Source organism: Nocardioides massiliensis, assembly GCF_030811215.1.
Taxonomy (GTDB): Bacteria; Actinomycetota; Actinomycetes; order Propionibacteriales; family Nocardioidaceae; genus Nocardioides_A; species Nocardioides_A massiliensis.
The window spans coordinates 2836443-2851631 of sequence record NZ_JAUSQM010000001.1; the positions used below are offsets into that span (position 1 = coordinate 2836443).

16 protein-coding genes are annotated in these 15189 nt (G+C 71.4%); 2 read left to right on the forward strand and 14 right to left on the reverse strand.

The genetic code is table 11. From position 1 onward, the window contains the following. Positions 1–14 precede the first annotated feature (14 nt). Positions 15–449, reverse strand: coding sequence for an Lrp/AsnC family transcriptional regulator (locus tag J2S59_RS14105; RefSeq protein WP_068120570.1), 435 nt, complete (start codon positions 447–449; stop codon positions 15–17). A gap of 63 nt (positions 450–512) precedes the next feature. Between J2S59_RS14105 and J2S59_RS14110 the strand changes: the two genes are divergently transcribed. Continuing rightward, entirely contained in the window at positions 513–1430 is a 918-nt protein-coding gene (locus J2S59_RS14110; RefSeq protein WP_068120568.1) for a 5'-3' exonuclease, read from the forward strand. Positions 1431–1454: 24 nt separating this feature from the next. Here J2S59_RS14110 and J2S59_RS14115 read toward each other — a convergent pair whose 3' ends face one another. The 6 genes from J2S59_RS14115 to J2S59_RS14140 all read right to left on the reverse strand — a co-directional run bounded on the left by J2S59_RS14115 (position 1455) and on the right by J2S59_RS14140 (position 7885). Continuing rightward, positions 1455–4340, reverse strand: coding sequence for a DEAD/DEAH box helicase (locus tag J2S59_RS14115; protein WP_068120566.1), 2886 nt, complete (start codon positions 4338–4340; stop codon positions 1455–1457). Next, positions 4340–5236, reverse strand: coding sequence for a diacylglycerol/lipid kinase family protein (locus tag J2S59_RS14120; protein ID WP_068120562.1), 897 nt, complete (start codon positions 5234–5236; stop codon positions 4340–4342). Before J2S59_RS14120 ends, J2S59_RS14115 begins: the two co-directional genes overlap by 1 nt. A gap of 27 nt (positions 5237–5263) precedes the next feature. Next, on the reverse strand, positions 5264–5650 hold the full coding sequence (locus J2S59_RS14125; RefSeq protein WP_068120556.1) for a hypothetical protein: 387 nt from the start codon (positions 5648–5650) through the stop codon (positions 5264–5266). Further along, entirely contained in the window at positions 5647–6522 is an 876-nt protein-coding gene (gene tatC, locus J2S59_RS14130) for a twin-arginine translocase subunit TatC (RefSeq protein WP_068120554.1), read from the reverse strand. The genes J2S59_RS14125 and tatC overlap by 4 nt, the downstream gene beginning before the upstream one ends. Before the next feature lie 4 nt (positions 6523–6526). Further along, positions 6527–6802 carry a Sec-independent protein translocase subunit TatA gene (gene tatA, locus J2S59_RS14135; RefSeq protein ID WP_306825233.1) on the reverse strand — a complete coding sequence of 92 codons (276 nt, stop codon included), beginning with the start codon at positions 6800–6802 and terminating at the stop codon, positions 6527–6529. A 111-nt stretch (positions 6803–6913) separates the two neighbouring features. Continuing rightward, the gene (locus J2S59_RS14140; RefSeq protein WP_181642183.1) at positions 6914–7885 is read right to left on the reverse strand and encodes a helix-turn-helix transcriptional regulator; all 972 of its coding nucleotides are present in this window, start codon (positions 7883–7885) and stop codon (positions 6914–6916) included. A 245-nt stretch (positions 7886–8130) separates the two neighbouring features. Here J2S59_RS14140 and J2S59_RS14145 point away from each other — a divergent pair, with 245 nt between their 5' ends. Continuing rightward, positions 8131–9372: an IS110 family RNA-guided transposase gene (locus tag J2S59_RS14145; protein WP_068124533.1), complete on the forward strand. Its 1242-nt coding sequence runs from the start codon at positions 8131–8133 to the stop codon at positions 9370–9372. A gap of 26 nt (positions 9373–9398) precedes the next feature. Here the strand turns inward: J2S59_RS14145 and J2S59_RS14150 are convergent, their stop codons facing one another. The 7 genes from J2S59_RS14150 to J2S59_RS14180 form a co-directional block, all read right to left on the reverse strand. Beyond that, positions 9399–10379: a helix-turn-helix transcriptional regulator gene (locus J2S59_RS14150; RefSeq protein WP_068124969.1), complete on the reverse strand. Its 981-nt coding sequence runs from the start codon at positions 10377–10379 to the stop codon at positions 9399–9401. A gap of 51 nt (positions 10380–10430) precedes the next feature. Next, positions 10431–11396: an FKBP-type peptidyl-prolyl cis-trans isomerase gene (locus J2S59_RS14155; RefSeq protein ID WP_068124970.1), complete on the reverse strand. Its 966-nt coding sequence runs from the start codon at positions 11394–11396 to the stop codon at positions 10431–10433. A 75-nt stretch (positions 11397–11471) separates the two neighbouring features. Further along, positions 11472–12833 (reverse strand): Pup--protein ligase, encoded by a 1362-nt coding sequence (pafA, locus tag J2S59_RS14160; protein ID WP_068124972.1) that lies wholly within the window; start codon positions 12831–12833, stop codon positions 11472–11474. 33 nt (positions 12834–12866) lie between these two features. Further along, entirely contained in the window at positions 12867–13418 is a 552-nt protein-coding gene (locus J2S59_RS14165) for an NUDIX hydrolase (RefSeq protein ID WP_068124973.1), read from the reverse strand. After that, positions 13415–14116, reverse strand: a complete 702-nt coding sequence (prcA, locus tag J2S59_RS14170) for a proteasome subunit alpha (protein ID WP_068124975.1) — start codon at positions 14114–14116, stop codon at positions 13415–13417. Before prcA ends, J2S59_RS14165 begins: the two co-directional genes overlap by 4 nt. A 10-nt stretch (positions 14117–14126) precedes the next feature. Next, positions 14127–14954 carry a proteasome subunit beta gene (gene prcB, locus J2S59_RS14175; protein ID WP_306825234.1) on the reverse strand — a complete coding sequence of 276 codons (828 nt, stop codon included), beginning with the start codon at positions 14952–14954 and terminating at the stop codon, positions 14127–14129. Continuing rightward, positions 14951–15151 carry a ubiquitin-like protein Pup gene (locus J2S59_RS14180; protein WP_068117801.1) on the reverse strand — a complete coding sequence of 67 codons (201 nt, stop codon included), beginning with the start codon at positions 15149–15151 and terminating at the stop codon, positions 14951–14953. The genes prcB and J2S59_RS14180 overlap by 4 nt, the downstream gene beginning before the upstream one ends. Between the last annotated feature and the right edge of the window lie 38 nt (positions 15152–15189).

Sequence of the window (15189 nt, forward strand, 5' to 3'; positions counted from 1 at the left end):
CCCAGGTCCCGGTCTCAGACCGGGCGGTTCTCGTAGGCCGTGGACAGCACGATCGTCGTGCGGGTGGCGACGTTGGCGACCGAGCGGATCCGCGACAGCAGGTTCTCCAGGTCACCGGGGGTCGCTACCCGGACCTTGAGGATGTAGGACTCGGTCCCGGCGACGGACCAGCAGCTCTCGATCTCGGTGACCGACCGCAGTCGCTCGGGATAGTCGTCGGGCTCCGACACGTCGATCGGGGTGATCGAGATGAACGCCGTCAGCGGCTTGCCGAGCTGCTCGTAGTCGATCGTCGCGCCGTACCCCTTGATCACGCCACGCGACTCGAGCCGCTTGACCCGCTGGTGGACCGCCGACGTCGAGAGCCCGGTGGCCTTGGCGAGGTCGGTGAACGACATGCGGCCGTCCTCGGCGAGCAGGCGCAGGATCTGCTGGTCGGTGTCTTCCACGCGGCACAGGATAGGGGCGGCAGCGTCGCGCGTGTGCGGTCCCGGGGATGACACACTCGGCCCGTGACCAACCGGATGCTGCTCCTGGACACCGCCTCCCTCTACTTCCGGGCCTTCTTCGGGATGCCGGACTCGCTGCGGGCCGACGACGGCACGCCGGTCAACGCGGTGCGCGGGCTCATGGACTTCATCAGCCGGCTGGTCGCCGACTACGAGCCCACCCATCTCGCCTGCTGCTGGGACGACGACTGGCGTCCGCAGTGGCGCGTCGACCTGCTGCCGTCCTACAAGGCGCACCGCGTGGTCGAGGTCGTGCCCGGTGCGACCGACGTCGAGGAGGTGCCGGACCCGCTGGAGGTGCAGGTCCCGATCATCCGCGACGTGCTGACTGCCTGGGGGCTGCCGATCGTCGGCGCCGCCGAGCACGAGGCCGACGACGTCATCGGCACGCTGGCCACCGGCGCCGGGATGCCGGTCGACATCGTGACCGGCGACCGCGACCTCTTCCAGCTCGTCGACGACGCTGCCGAGGTGCGGGTGCTCTACACCGCCCGCGGCGTCGGTCGACACGAGCGGGTCGACACCGCGTGGGTGGTCGGGAAGTACGGCGTCCTCCCCCAGCAGTACGCCGACTTCGCCACCTTGCGGGGCGACACCTCCGACGGGCTGCCCGGCGTGCCCGGTGTGGGCGAGAAGACCGCGGCCACCCTGCTGCTGCGCTTCGGCGACCTCGAGGGGATCCGCGCAGCCGCCGAGGACCCGGCCTCGGAGATCGCTCCCGGCGTCCGGCGCAAGCTCAAGGAGGCCGCGCCCTACCTCGACGTCGCGCCGCGGGTCGTCGCGGTGGTGCGCGACCTCGACCTCGGCGCCCCCGACCTGCGGCTGCGCGGCCTGGCAGACGCCGACGCCGCGGCGTCGCTGACCGAGCGCTGGGGGTTGGGGACCTCGGCCGAGCGGCTCACCGAGGTGCTCAGCGCCTGAGTCCGGCTCCAGGCTGGAGGCCGCTCAGGCCTCGGCGTCGTAGTCCACGATGCCGCGTCGCAGCAGCGTCACGGCCTCCCGCGCCGTACGCCGCACCGGGGACTCCCCCGCCGCGTTGGCGACCTGGCCGAGCAGGTCCAGCAGCTGCTTCATCCAGCGCACGAAGTCGCCGGCCGGCAGGTCGATGACGCGCAGGACGTCGTCGAGCTCGTCACCTTCGGCCCACCGGTAGGCGGCCCAGGCGAACCCGGGGTCGGGCTCGCGCAGGAAGTCGAGCTTGTGCTCGCGCTCGAGCATCTCCAGTTCGCGCCACAGGGCGACGGTGTCCTCGATCGCCGGCTGGACGCGCCCACCCGGCAGGCGCGGGGCGTTCGCGTCCTCCGGGCGACGGGCCTCGTAGGCCAGCGTGGACAGCACTGCCGCCAGCTCGCTCGGCGCGAGGTCGTCCCACAACCCCTCGCGCAGCGCCTCGGCGGCGACCAGGTCGAGGTCGCTGTAGAGGCGCATGAGCCGCGCCCCGCGGGGTGTCACCACCGTGCGCGGGCCGGCCTCGGCGCCGACGCCCTCCTCGGGCTCCGAGGTCTCCTCGAGGTAGCCGAGGTCCGTGAGCACCTCGCACACGCGGTCGAACTGGCGGGCGATGGTGTTGGTGCGCTGCTCGATCCGGCGCGCCAGTGTCTGCGCATCACGGTGCAGCTTGAAGTGCCGCTCGGCCCAGCGGGCGTGGTCCTCGCGGTCCGGACACGCGTGGCAGGGGTGCGCGCGCAGCTGCGCGCGGAGGCGGTCGATCTCGTCCTTCGCCGCCGGCGTCGTGCGCCGATCCTCGGTCTGGAACGGTCGTGGCGGCGGCGCCACCCCCTTCGTGCGGCTGCGCAGCGCCGAGGCGAGGTCGCGGCGGTCCTGCGGGTTGCGCGCCTCGAAGCCCTTCGGCACCCGCAGGCGGGCGAACGCCTCGACCGGGGTCGGGAAGTCCATCAGGTTGAGCCGACGTGCCTGCCGGTCCAGCGTGAGGACCATCGGTCGCGGCTCCTCGCCGCGCCGAGTGTTGCCCGGGTCCACGACGACCGCGATCCCGGCGAACTTGCCGGCCGGGACGTCGATGATGTCACCGGGCCGCAGCGCCATCAGCGACGTGATGACGTCGTTGCGCCGGTCGTGCCGGCGGGCCTTGACCTGGCGGGACTCGACGTCGGAGAGCTTGCGCCGCATGGCGGCGTACTCCATGAAGTCCCCGAGGTGGCACTGCGCCGCCTCGGCGTACCCCTCGAGGGCGTTCTCGGCCTTGCGCAGCTGGCGCGACAGGCCGACCACCGCGCGGTCGGCCTGGAACTGCGCGAACGACGACTCCAGCACCTCGCGTGCGGTGTGTCGTCCGAGCTGGTGCACCAGGTTGACAGCCATGTTGTAGGAGGGGCGGAACGACGAGTTGAGGGGGTACGTGCGGGTCGAGGCGAGCCCGGCGAGGCGCTTGGGGTCCAGGCCCTGTTGCCACAGCACGATTCCGTGGCCCTCGACGTCGATGCCGCGGCGACCGGCGCGCCCGGTGAGCTGGGTGTACTCCCCCGGCGTGATGTCGGCGTGCGTCTCGCCGTTCCACTTCGACAGTCGCTCGATCACGACGGACCGCGCCGGCATGTTGATGCCCAGCGCGAGCGTCTCGGTCGCGAAGACCACCTTGCACAGTCCGCGCAGGAAGAGCTGCTCGACGATCTCCTTGAACGCCGGTAGCAGTCCCGCGTGGTGCGCGGCCACGCCGCGCGCGAGTCCCTCGAGGAAGTCGTGGTAGCCCAGGACCACCTTGTCGTCGCGCGGGATCGAGGCGCACTGCGCCTCGACGTAGGCGATCGCCTCCTCGCGCTCCTCCGGGGAGTTGAGCCACAGGTTGCCGTCGAGACACTGCTTCACCGCGGCGTCACAGCCTGCGCGGCTGAAGACGAAGACGATGGCCGGGAGCAGGTCGGCCCGGTCGAGCCGGTCGACGACCGCGGGCCGGCTGGGCACCCAGACCCGGCGCCCGTTGCCGACGTTGCGGCCGCGGTCACGACCGTGTCCGCCGCCCTGTCCTCCCCGTTGTCCGCCCTTCTGGCCGCGCGGGCTGCGGCGGTCGCGGATCCGGGTGCTGGCCCAGTCGTCGCGGGCGATCCGCACGAGCTCGGGGTTGACCTGCGCGCCCTCGCGCGGGAAGCCGGGGTCGTAGTCGTCGCTGTCGGCGAACAGGTCGACGAGCTTCCGTCCCACCATGACGTGCTGGTAGAGCGGCACGGGGCGCCGCTCCTCGACGATGGTGGTGACCTCGCCGCGCACGGTGGCCAGCCAGTCGCCGAACTCCTCGGCGTTGGACACGGTCGCCGACAGCGAGATGACCGCCACCGACTCCGGCAGGTGGATGATCACCTCCTCCCAGACCGCTCCGCGGGCGCGGTCGGCGAGGTAGTGCACCTCGTCCATGACGACGAACCCGAGACCAGCGAGGGTCCGGGACCCCGCGTAGAGCATGTTGCGCAGCACCTCGGTCGTCATGACGACGACCGGCGCCTCACCGTTGATCGTGCGGTCTCCGGTCAGGAGCCCCACACGCTCGGGCCCGTAGCGGCGCACGAGGTCGGCGTACTTCTGGTTCGACAGCGCCTTGATCGGCGTGGTGTAGAACGCCTTGCGCCCCTGGCTCAGGGCCAGGTGCACGGCGAACTCGCCCACGATCGTCTTGCCCGACCCGGTCGGTGCGGCGACGAGGACACCGCGCCCGTCCTCGACCTCGCGGCACGCGCGCAGCTGGAAGTCGTCGAGTCCGAAGGCCTGCAGGTCCACGAACTCCGCCAGCACGGGGTGCTCGCGGCGGGACCGGAACGCGGCGTACCGGTCGGCGGGGCTCAGCGCCTCGTCGGGGTCGCGGCGGGGATCGGCGCCCATCACGGCACCAGCACGGTCAGCGCGGACGGCTCGACCGTGATCGTCAGCGGCAGCGGGGCGATCCGCTCGCCGTCGGCGTAGGCGACGATGCCGGGCGCGGCGACGGTGACCTGACGCACGCGGTGGTGCCGGTAGGCCGGGTGGTGCACGTGGGTCCCCCTGAACAGCTTCGGGTACGTCCGGACGAGGTCGGTCTTGGTGATGGGCTCGATGATGACGACGTCGAGCAAACCGTCGTCGATCCGGGCCCCTTCGGTGATGCGCAGCCCCCCGCCGAATGCCGGCCCGTTGCCGACGGCGACGAGCATCGCGTCGGTGCGCAGGACGGTGCCGTCGAGCTCGAGGACGTAGGGCAGCGGCCGGAAGACGCGCAGCTCGGTGAGGGTGGCCAGGTTGTAGCGCATCTGCCCGCGCGGCCAGCGCATCTGGTTGGCGCGCTCGTTGACGCGTGCGTCGAACCCGGCCGCGAGGACGGTGACGAACCGCCGCCCGGCGGTCTCGGCCACGTCGATGCGCCGCGTCCGACCGGCGGCCACCACCCGGGCGGCGGCGACCGCCGCTGCGGCGTCGTCGCGCTGGTCGAGGCCGAGGGAGCGGGCTGCGTCGTTGCCGGTGCCGGCCGGGATGACGCCCAGGGGCGTGTCGGTGCCCGCGACCACCTGGGCACCCAGGTGGACCAGCCCGTCGCCCCCGCAGACCACCAGGGCGTCGACCCCCTCGGCCACCGCCGCGCGTGCGAGCTGCAGCGTCTCGTCGGCATCACCCCCGGTGAGGCTGCGCACGCGTACGCCGGCGGCGCGCAGTGTTGGCAGGGCCGCCGCGGCGGCGCGGGCACCGCGTCCGCGGCCGGCGAGCGGGTTGGTCACCAGGGCGACCTCGCGCGGTGGACTGCTCACGCAGCCGACTCTAGGGCGTGGCCGTGCTCAGAGCCGCAGGGCCACGACGAACCGGTGTGGCGGCACGCCCACCGCACGGGCCAGCCGGCGCAGGGCCTCCAAGGTCAGGTCCACGGTGAGCGCGTGCCCGGGTACGGCGAGGGTGAGCCGGCCGTCGACCTCGAGCAGCAGGACCTCGCCGTGGGTCCAGGCCTGGTGGGCCGGCGTGCGCCACTCCTCGCCGAGGCTGATCACCGGGTAGGCGCGGTCGGCAGCGAGCAGGTCGGCCGGCAGGCTCTGCGTGCCCTGGCTCAGCCGCCCGGTGACGGTGCCGGCGCCGGCCACCGGCGCGGTCGTGGTCCACTCGACCTCGCCGAGTCCCAGCCACTCGGGCAGCTCGAACGGGTCGGCCTCGCCGATGACGGGTCGGGTCACCAGTCGGCCTCGTCGTCGATGCGTGACGGGGTCTCGTCGAGGGGGGATGCCTCGTCGTCGTCCCAGTCGGTGGTGTCGTCGTTCGCGCGGCGACGGCGCTCGATGAGGCGCACGATGCCCTCGCTGACGAAGATCAGCACGACCATGGGGATGGCGAGGAACAGCATGGTGAACGGGTCGGTGGAGGGGGTCGCGACGGCGGCGAAGACGAAGGTGCCGACGATGATCCAGGCGCGGTACTCGGCCAGTGTGCGGGCCGACAGCACGCGGGCGAGGCTGAGCATGACGATGAACAGCGGGATCTCGAAGGCGATGCCGAAGACGAGCAGCAGCCGGATGAAGAACGACAGGTAGGTGTCGAAGTCGACGAGGTTGGTCACTCCGAGAGGGGTGAAGTCGATGAGGACCTGCAGGCCCTTGGGGAGCACGTAGTAGCCGACCGCGACGCCGCCGATGAACAGCGGTCCGGCCACGGCGCTGAAGACGCGGGTCCAGCGGCGTTCGTGCTGGTGCAGCCCGGGCATCACGAACGCCCAGATCTGGTAGAGCCAGTAGGGGCTGGTGGCGATGACCGCGGCGATGGCCGACAGCTTCAGCTGCAGCAGCAGGGGGCCGCCGACGCCGGAGATGATGAGCTCGCTGTCGACGTCGATGTTGCCCACGGCCTGTTCGTAGGGGCCGCTGACGAGGTCGGAGAGCTCGTCGTAGAAGAACAGCGCGACGATGATCGCCACGACCAGCACGCTGACCGAGCGCAGGATGCGCGCGCGCAGCTCCCGCAGGTGGTCGGCCAGGGGCATCTTGCCGTCCGGGCCGACGGGCTGCTGGGGTGCGCCGCGGAAGAGCCGGACCAGGCCGGCAGCGACCGCCACCGGCTCAGCGGTCTCGGTCGGGGTTCCGCTCGGACGTCGCCGACGGGTGGGCGTCGGCCTCCGGCGCCTCGGGCGCGTCCAGGGTGCGGTTGCGCGTGTCCTTGGGCTCGTCGTCGTCGTCGGTCATCAGGCCCTTGGTCTCGGCCTTGAAGATGCGCAGCGCGCGACCGGAGCCGCGGGCCAGCTCGGGCAGCTTCTTGGCACCGAAGAGCAGGACGAGTACACCGACGATGATGGCGATCTCGCCCGGGCCGAGGCCCATGACCTGGGGGATGAACATGATGTCCTCTGGGTGTCGACGACGTGCGTGCGGTGACCTGCCGCCATCGTACGCTGCGAGCGCCGACCGGCGGGCCAGCCGGGCGGGTCGGTCGGCGGGTCGACGGGCGGGTCAGCCCGTCGCGTAGAGCTCCAGGGTCGCCGCCGCGGTCGCCCGCACCCGGACCCCCACCTCGGCCGGCTCGAGGACGGTCGCATGGGGGGCGCACCGCAGGACCAGCCGCTCGAGCCAGCGGACGTCGGCGACCCGCAGCGCGACCTCCAGGTCGTCGCCGACCTCCACGACCTCGTCGTGGGGGACGTAGTCGACGACCCACCGGGCGGGCGTAGCGAGTCGCAACCGTGCCGGGACGGCGTCGGGACCGGGCGAGAAGATCTGCTCGTCGAGAGCGACCGGCGCTGTGTCGGTAGGCACGTTGACCGGGGTGTCGAGGACCGTGGCCTTCTGGATCCGGTCGAGACGGAACCGGCGCTCTCCCCCGGCGAGGTGGCACCACGCCCGGAGGTAGTGCTGTCCGTCGTGGCGCACGACGGCGAAGGGGTCGACGACCCGGTCGGTGACCTCGTCGCGCGACGGGACGAGGTAGGCGATGCGGACCTGCCGCCGGGCCGCGACCGCGTGCTCGAGCTGGTCGCGCAGGCGCTCCTCGGCGCCACCGTCGGCGACCTGCACGGCGACCTGGCTCGCGTGGGCGGCTCCGTCCTCGGCGGCCGCGGCCAACTTGGCGATCACGCTGTCGACGGTCTCGCGCTGGTCGGCGGGCGCCGTGGCGCGCAGGGTCTGCAGCGCCACGAGAAGCGCACTGGCCTCGTCGGCGCGCAGGCGCAGCGGTCGGCTGAGGTAGTCGGCGTTGGAGATCCGGACGACCCCCTCTCCGTCCAGCGCGTCCATGTCGACCTCGATCAGGTCGCCCATGCCGAGACCGGGCAGCCCGCAGAACCACAGCACGTTGAGGTCGCGTACGACCTGCTCGGCGGGGACGCCCAGGTCCCGGGCGACCTGGTCGAGGGGGACGGCCTCGCGGTGCTGGAGGTAGGGCACGAGCGCGAGCATCCGTGCCAGCTGGTCGCGGGCGGTGCTCACTGGATTACCTTCCTCAGGTCGGTGGCTTCAGATGGGTTGCCGGTACACCCCTGGTCCCCACCGGACCATCGCCACGGTCGCTCGACCTTCGAGGTCCAGCGTGAGTTCTGCGAGGTCCGGTGGCCCAGGACCCGCCGACCGGCTACAGGGCTATGCGCCGATGAGCGCCGATCAGTGAGCGACCGGCTGCAGGGTCCCGGGACCACCGGGTGTTCTCTCACTGCTCCAACAGCGAGGAACTGACCATGAGTGTGACCCCTGAAGCGACCCGACCACGAGTGTGCGCCGGTCTGGACTGGGCCAAGGACGACCACGTCGTGTGCATCCTGGACCCCGACGGCGAGGTGCTTGACCGGTTCACCGTCGAGCACACCGCTGCCGGCCTCAAACGACTCGTACGACGTCTGTTGGCAGCTGAGGTCGTCGAGATCGGCATCGAACGCGGCGACGGGCCCGTCATCGATGCCTTGCTTGCCACCGAGCTGACCGTGCTGGTGATCAGCCCCAACCAGGTCAAGAACCTCCGCTCGCGCTACGGCTCGGCCGGCAACAAGGACGACCGGTTCGACGCCTACGTCCTGGCAGATGTGGTCCGCACCGACCGCCGTCGCCTGACCCCGCTGACCAGATCGACCCCGGCCACCCAAGCGCTGCGCTCCAGCGTGCGTGCTCGTCGGGACCTGGTCGCGCACCGCGTCGCGGCAGCCAACCAGCTCCGCGCGCACCTGCAGGTCGTGTTCCCCGGCATCGTGGACCTGTTCGCCCACCTGGACTCCGCGATCAGCCTGTCCTTCCTGGAACGGTTCCCCACCCAGACCAAAGCCGACTGGCTCACCGCCGACCGGCTCGCAGCATGGCTGAAGAAGCTCGCCTACTCCGGGCGCACCGACCCTGCCGTGTTGCACCAACGGCTGCTCGCTGCGCCCCGCGGCACCACCGGTGCTGAAACCGGCCCCCATGCCGCAACCACGCTCGCGTTCGTCGCGGTCCTGCGGAGCTTGAACACCCAGATCGCCACGCTCGCGGACTCGATCGCTGAGCAACTCGACGTCCACCCCGACGCGCACGTCGTGACCTCGCTGCCTCGCTCCGGGACCGTGCGCGCCGCGCGACTGCTCGCCGAGATCGGGGACGCCCGCGGCAGGTTCCCCACCGCCGACTCCCTGGCCTGTCTGGCCGGCGTCGCGCCCTCGACGCGGCAGTCCGGCAAGGTCAAAGCCGTCACCTTCCGGTGGGGATGCGACAAAGAACTCCGCGACGCCCTGTGTGACTTCGCCGCTGACTCCCGACACGCCAACCCGTGGGCCGCCGACCTCTACAACCGCGCCAGGGCACGCAACCACGACCACCCCCACGCCGTCCGGATCCTCGCCCGCGCCTGGGTCGACATCATCTGGCGCTGCTGGCAAGACCGGGCCACCTACGACCCTAGCCAGCACCGAGCCTTCCAACGCGTCCTCAACGAACACCACCAAATCGCCGCCTGACGGCGCGGAGGTTGACACAGGGCAACTCACGCGTCCTCCCCCACGGCGGCGCCCAGACGTGCCACCACGCGCGCGCGCAAGGGCTCGGGCGAGCGGAGTACCGCCGCGGTGCCGTAGGACAGCACCTCGTCGACCAGGGCGTCCTCGCGGGCGAACGGGACCCGCAGCTCGTCCCAGTCGCCGGGCGGGGTGGGCGTGGTGGCGGGTGCAGCCGCGGTGGCGCGGGCGCGGAGCCCGAGACCAGCGCCGGGCCGCACCAGCACCACCGCCTCGCCCACCGGCTCGGCGGGCGCCAGCGAGCGCGTCAGTGCGCGCAGGTCCAGGTCGGCCGGCACGGTGTAGCTGTCAGCAGGTCCGGCGGGGCGGACCGCGCCCTCGATCCGCGACAGCCGGAAGACGCGGGTGTCGTCGCGGTCGACGTCGTGCCCGACGGCGTACCACCGCCCCTGCGACGACACCAGCCCCCAGGGCTGGACCGTGCGCTCAGTGGCCTCGGTGGCCCCCGGGCGGCGGTAGCCGAAACGCACCGGCGTACGGCGTTGGGTCGCGTCCCACAGGTCGGTGAACGACGGCTCGGCGGCGTCCAGCCGCGGCTGGGCGATGTCGAGCGCTGCACGGTCCACGCTCACCCCGGCGGCCGTGAGCTTGCGCAGCGCATCGGTGGTGCGCGAGGCGAGCCCGGCGTGCTGCCAGACGCGCGCGGCCAGGCCCACGACGGCAGCCTCCTGCGCGGTGAGCTCGATGTCGGGCAGCGCGAAGGCGTCCGGGCGCACCCGGTAGCCGGCAGCGTCGTCGAAATACGCCTCGTGGGAGCCGATCTCGATCGGTACGCCGAGTGCCCGCAGCTCGTCCTTGTCGCGCTCGAACTTCTTCTCGAACGCGGCATCGTCGAGGCCGCGGTAACCCTCGATCACCGACCGCAGACGGTCCTTGGTGACGTAGGTCCGGGAGACGAGCAGGGTGATGAGCAGGTTGAGCAGGCGCTCGGTCTTCTCGTCACTGGCCATGAGGGTGAGTCTGCCGCACTCTTCCCGTCCCCGGCTCCGCGTGGGCGGAGGTCAGCTCACGCCGAGGACGTCGATGACGAAGACCAGGGTGGAGTTGGGCGGAATGCCCGAGCCCGGGCGCTCCTGGTCGCCGTACGCCATCTCCGGCGGGGCGATGATCATGACGCGGCTGCCCCGCTTGGTGCCGACCAGGCCCTCGTCCCAGGCCCGGATCAGGCCGCTGACGCCGAGACCGAACGGGGTCGGCTCACCGCGCGAGTAGCTCTCGTCGAAGACCTGCTCCCGGCCCCAGACCTGGCCCAGGTAGTTGAACGACACCACCGAGTCGTCGCGGGCCTCGGGCCCCTCCCCCTCGATGAGAGTGATGACCTGGAACTCCTCGGGCGCGGCCTTGGGCAGACCACTGAAGTCGATGCCGGTGACCTGGCCGTCGCCGTCCTCGACGACCGTCGGTGTGTCGGCGGGCGGGTCCACAGCCTCGCCGTCGGGTCCGTCGAGGACCTCCTCGGGCGGGCCGGAGATCGCGTCGACCACGGCGATCACGTCGTCGTCGGGCTCGATCCCGAACTGCGTGTTGCCCTGCTCGCCGTACAGGTCGCCGGGCTGCATCCCGAAGACGTAGCGGCTGCCGGACGCCGCGCCCTCCATCGTCTCGACGATGGTCTTGAACAGGTTGGCCTCGTCGAAGGCCTGGAGGTAGAGCGGCTGCTCCTGGTCGTAGGTGCTGATCGCCACGTCACCCGTGCGCACGTTGACCATCGTGATGTGGATCAACGCGGGCTTGCCGGCGACGAGGGGGACGCCGTCACCCTCGGTGTGCTCGGTGCCGACGGTCTCCTCGAGGGCGAAGTCCTCGGGCACCGTGACATCGGGCTTCTGCCCGACCTCGCCGGTGACCTCGACGTCCGACAGCGCGGCCGACTCGACCCCGTTCTCGTCGTCGCTGCCGCACGCGGCGGTGACGAGCACCAGGGCGGCGGCTGCGGTCAGGGCGGTGAAACGGCGCAAGCGCGACACAGAGGGGCTCCCTCGTTGGAATACTGCGGACCGCCGGTCAGGCTACCGGCCGGTCCCAGCCGCGCTCGAACCGGTTCACATTCCCTCGATGAGCTTGTGGACCCGTTCGTCGTGGGAGCGGAACGGGTCCTTGCACAGCACCGTGCGTTGGGCCTGGTCGTTGAGCTTGAGGTGGACCCAGTCGACGGTGAAGTCGCGCCGCCGCTCCTGGGCACGCTTGATGAACTCGCCCCGTAGCCGGGCGCGGGTGGTCTGCGGCGGCACGGACTTGGCCTCGAAGACCCGCAGGTCGTCGGTCACCCGCGCGACCGCACCGCGCCGCTCGAGCAGGTAGTAGAGGCCGCGGTCGCGGCGGATGTCGTGGTAGGCGAGGTCGAGCTGGGCGATCCGGGGGTGCCCCAGCGGCAGGCCGTGCTGGGCGCGATAACGGTCGAGCAGCCGCAGCTTGATCACCCAGTCGATCTCCCGCTCGACCAGCGACAGGTCGTCGGACTCCACGGCCTTCAGCGTCCGCTCCCACAGGTCGAGCGTTCGCTCGATGACCGGGGTGTGGAGCTCGCGACGCTGGACGAAGTCGTGGGCGCGGCTGAAGTACTCGTGCTGGATGTCGAGCGCTGAGGCCTCGCGGCCGTTGGCCAGGCGCACCTTGCGGCGACCGGTGAGGTCGTTGGAGATCTCGCGGATCGCGCGGATCGGGTTCTCCATCGTGAGGTCGCGCATCACCACGCCCTCCTCGATCATCCGGAGCACGAGGTCGCAGGAGGCCACCTTCAACAGCGCGGTGGTCTCGCTCATGTTGGAGTCGCCGACGATCACGTGGAGTCGGCGGTAGCGCTCGGCGTCCGCGTGCGGCTCGTCGCGCGTGTTGATGATCGGCCGGGAGCGGGTGGTGGCGCTGGAGACGCCCTCCCAGATGTGCTCGGCGCGCTGGCTGACGGAGTACGACGCTCCGCGCGGGGTCTGGTTGACCTTGCCCGCGCCCACCATGATCTGGCGGGTGACCAGGAACGGGATGAGGACGTCGGCGAGCTTGGAGAACTCCCCCTGGCGCCCGACGAGGTAGTTCTCATGGCAGCCGTAGGAGTTGCCGGCCGAGTCGGTGTTGTTCTTGAACAGGTAGATGTCGCCCGCGATGCCCTCGTCGTGCAGCCGCTCCTCGGCGTCGACCAGCAGACCCTCGAGGACCCGCTCCCCCGCCTTGTCGTGCGTGATGAGCTCGACGACATCGTCACACTCGGGGGTGGCGTACTCCGGGTGACTGCCGACGTCGAGATAGAGCCGCGCACCGTTGCGCAGGAAGACGTTGCTGCTGCGTCCCCACGAGACGACCTTGCGGAACAGGTAGCGCGCGACCTCGTCCGGGCTGAGCCGGCGCTGACCGCGGAACGTGCACGTGACGCCGTACTCGTTCTCGATCCCGAAGATCCGCCGGTCCATGGATCGAGCCTAGTGGAGCGGGTGCAACCTGGCTCACAACAAGCCGGCGTGGTCCAGCGCAAGATAGACGAGCTCGGTGCCCGTCATCAGCCCGGCGCGAGCCTCGGCCCTGACCTGCGCGGGCGTGCACAGCACGACCTCGCAGTCCTCGTAGGGGTCGAGCTCCTGGGGGTGGGTGAGCCGGGCGCCGCGAGCGATCGCGACGTACGACGGGTTGAGGTCCACCGGCCCGCGCACCGACGCGACGATGTCGCACGACGCGACGGTGTAGCCGGTCTCCTCCCGCAGCTCGCGCTCGGCGGCGACGACGGGATCCTCGCCGGGGTCGACCAGTCCACCGGGCAGGCACATGGCCACGCGGTCGGGACCGGGGCGGAACTGGCGCACCATCACCAGCTGCTCGTCGTCGGTGAGCGCGAGGACGCCGACGACGGCAGCGAGCCCGTCCATCTCCCACATGACCTCGGTGCCGTCGGGCAGCCGGTAGTCGCGCGCATAGACGCTCTGGAAGCCGACATGCAACGGTCGGTCCGGACCGACGGCGGTCCAGCGACGCTCGGCGTCGCTCCCCCAGCGGCTCGTCACGCCCGATCGCCGAGCAGCGACTCCAGGGTCGAGGGCAGCATCCGCTTGAACTTGCGCTTCTGGGTGCGGCTGCGGTCGAGCACCGCGACCTCGAGGTCGGTCAGCGGGATCGTGCGCGGCGCCTCGTCGTCGTGGCCGAGCGCGTCGACACCGAGTCGGACGGCGTCCGCGAGACTCATCTGCTCGCGGTAGTGCTCGGTGAGGTAGCTGTCGACCTTGTCGTGGGTGCCGCCCATGACCGCGAAACGGTGCTCGTCGTAGACCTGACCGTCGTAGGTGAGCCGGTAGATCTGGTCCTCCGCCGCGCTCTCGCCGATCTCGGCGACGAAGATCTCCACCTCGTAGGGCTTCTCCCCACCGCTGGAGAAGATGGTGCCGAGCGTCTGGGCGTAGGCGTTGGCCAGGCTGCGCCCGGTGACGTCGCGCCGGTCGTAGGCGTAGCCGCGCATGTCAGCCAGCCGCACGCCCGCGATGCGGAGGTTCTCGAACTCGTTGTAGCGACCGACCGCGGCGAAGGCGAGACGGTCGTAGATCTCGCTGATCTTGTGCAGGGCCTGAGAGGGGTTCTCGGACACGAACACCACGCCGTCGGCGTACTGCACGGCGACGACCGACCGGCCGCGGGCGATGCCCTTGCGGGCGAAGTCGGCCCGGTCCTTCATCAGCTGCTCGGGCGAGACGTAGAACGGCATGCTCATCGCAGGCTCCTCACAGCAGCCCGGCGGCGGGGCCGTCGGGGCGGGTCATCCGGGCCGCGATGACCCGGTCGGCGACGTCGGCGACCTCGGCGTCGGGGACCCGGCGATGGCCGTCGGCGCTGACCACGCTGACCACGGGGAAGATCCGCCGCGCGATGTCGGGACCGCCCGTGGCGGAGTCGTCGTCCGCGGCGTCGTAGAGCGCCTGCACGGCCGCGATCACGGCGTCGGCCTCGCTCAGGTCCTCGCGGTAGAGCTTCTTCAGCGCACCGCGGGCGAACAGCGAGCCCGAGCCGACGGCGTGGAAGGCCGTCTCCTCGTAGCGCCCGCCGGTCACGTCGTAGGAGAAGATCCGCCCGTGCTGGGCGCGGATGTCGTAGCCGGCGAAGAGGGGCACGACGGCCAGGCCCTGCATCGCCATCGGCAGGTTGCCCCGGATCAGGGCCGCGAGCCGGTTGGCCTTGCCGTCGAGGGACAGCGTCGTGCCCTCGATCTTCTCGTAGTGCTCGAGCTCGGTCTGGAACAGCCGCACCAGCTCGACGGCGAGCCCGGCGCTCCCGGCGATGCCGACCACGCTGAACTCGTCGGCGGGGAAGACCTTCTCGATGTCCCGCTGGGCGATGACGTTGCCCATCGTCGCCCGGCGATCACCGGCCATCACGACACCACCGGTGAAGGTGGCGGCGACGATGGTCGTGGCGTGCGGCGACAGGGACGCCGCGTCGCCGGCGGGCAGCCGGCGCGCGGGCAGCAGGTCGGGTGCGGCGCGGTCGAGGAACTCGGCGAACGACGACGACCCCGGCGTCAGGTAGGCAGGGTCGAGGCGGGGTGCGGTCACTGGCCGCCCTTCTGGATGAAGGACTTCACGAAGTCCTCGGCGTTGGTCTCGAGGACGTCGTCGATCTCGTCGAGGATCGCGTCGATGTCCTCGTCGAGCTGGTCCTTGCGCTCCGCGACCGACTCGGACGGGGCGGTGTCCTCCGTGACCTCCTCGGCCTCGGTGGACCGGCGCGGCTGCTTGTGCTCCTGGGCCATCGCGATCTCCTTCGTCAGTGCCTCTCCCCCGCTGCAGT

What these genes read in the sequence shown, in the direction of transcription:
- pafA (WP_068124972.1), bottom strand. Translation starts at nt 12,833, where the DNA reads ATGGACCGGCGGATCTTCGGGATCGAGAACGAGTACGGCGTCACGTGC.
- tatA (WP_306825233.1), bottom strand. Translation starts at nt 6,802, where the DNA reads ATGTTCATCCCCCAGGTCATGGGCCTCGGCCCGGGCGAGATCGCCATC.
- prcA (WP_068124975.1), bottom strand. Translation starts at nt 14,116, where the DNA reads ATGAGCATGCCGTTCTACGTCTCGCCCGAGCAGCTGATGAAGGACCGG.
- J2S59_RS14180 (WP_068117801.1), bottom strand. Translation starts at nt 15,151, where the DNA reads ATGGCCCAGGAGCACAAGCAGCCGCGCCGGTCCACCGAGGCCGAGGAG.
- J2S59_RS14150 (WP_068124969.1), bottom strand. Translation starts at nt 10,379, where the DNA reads ATGGCCAGTGACGAGAAGACCGAGCGCCTGCTCAACCTGCTCATCACC.
- J2S59_RS14145 (WP_068124533.1), top strand. Translation starts at nt 8,131, where the DNA reads ATGAGTGTGACCCCTGAAGCGACCCGACCACGAGTGTGCGCCGGTCTG.
- J2S59_RS14115 (WP_068120566.1), bottom strand. Translation starts at nt 4,340, where the DNA reads ATGGGCGCCGATCCCCGCCGCGACCCCGACGAGGCGCTGAGCCCCGCC.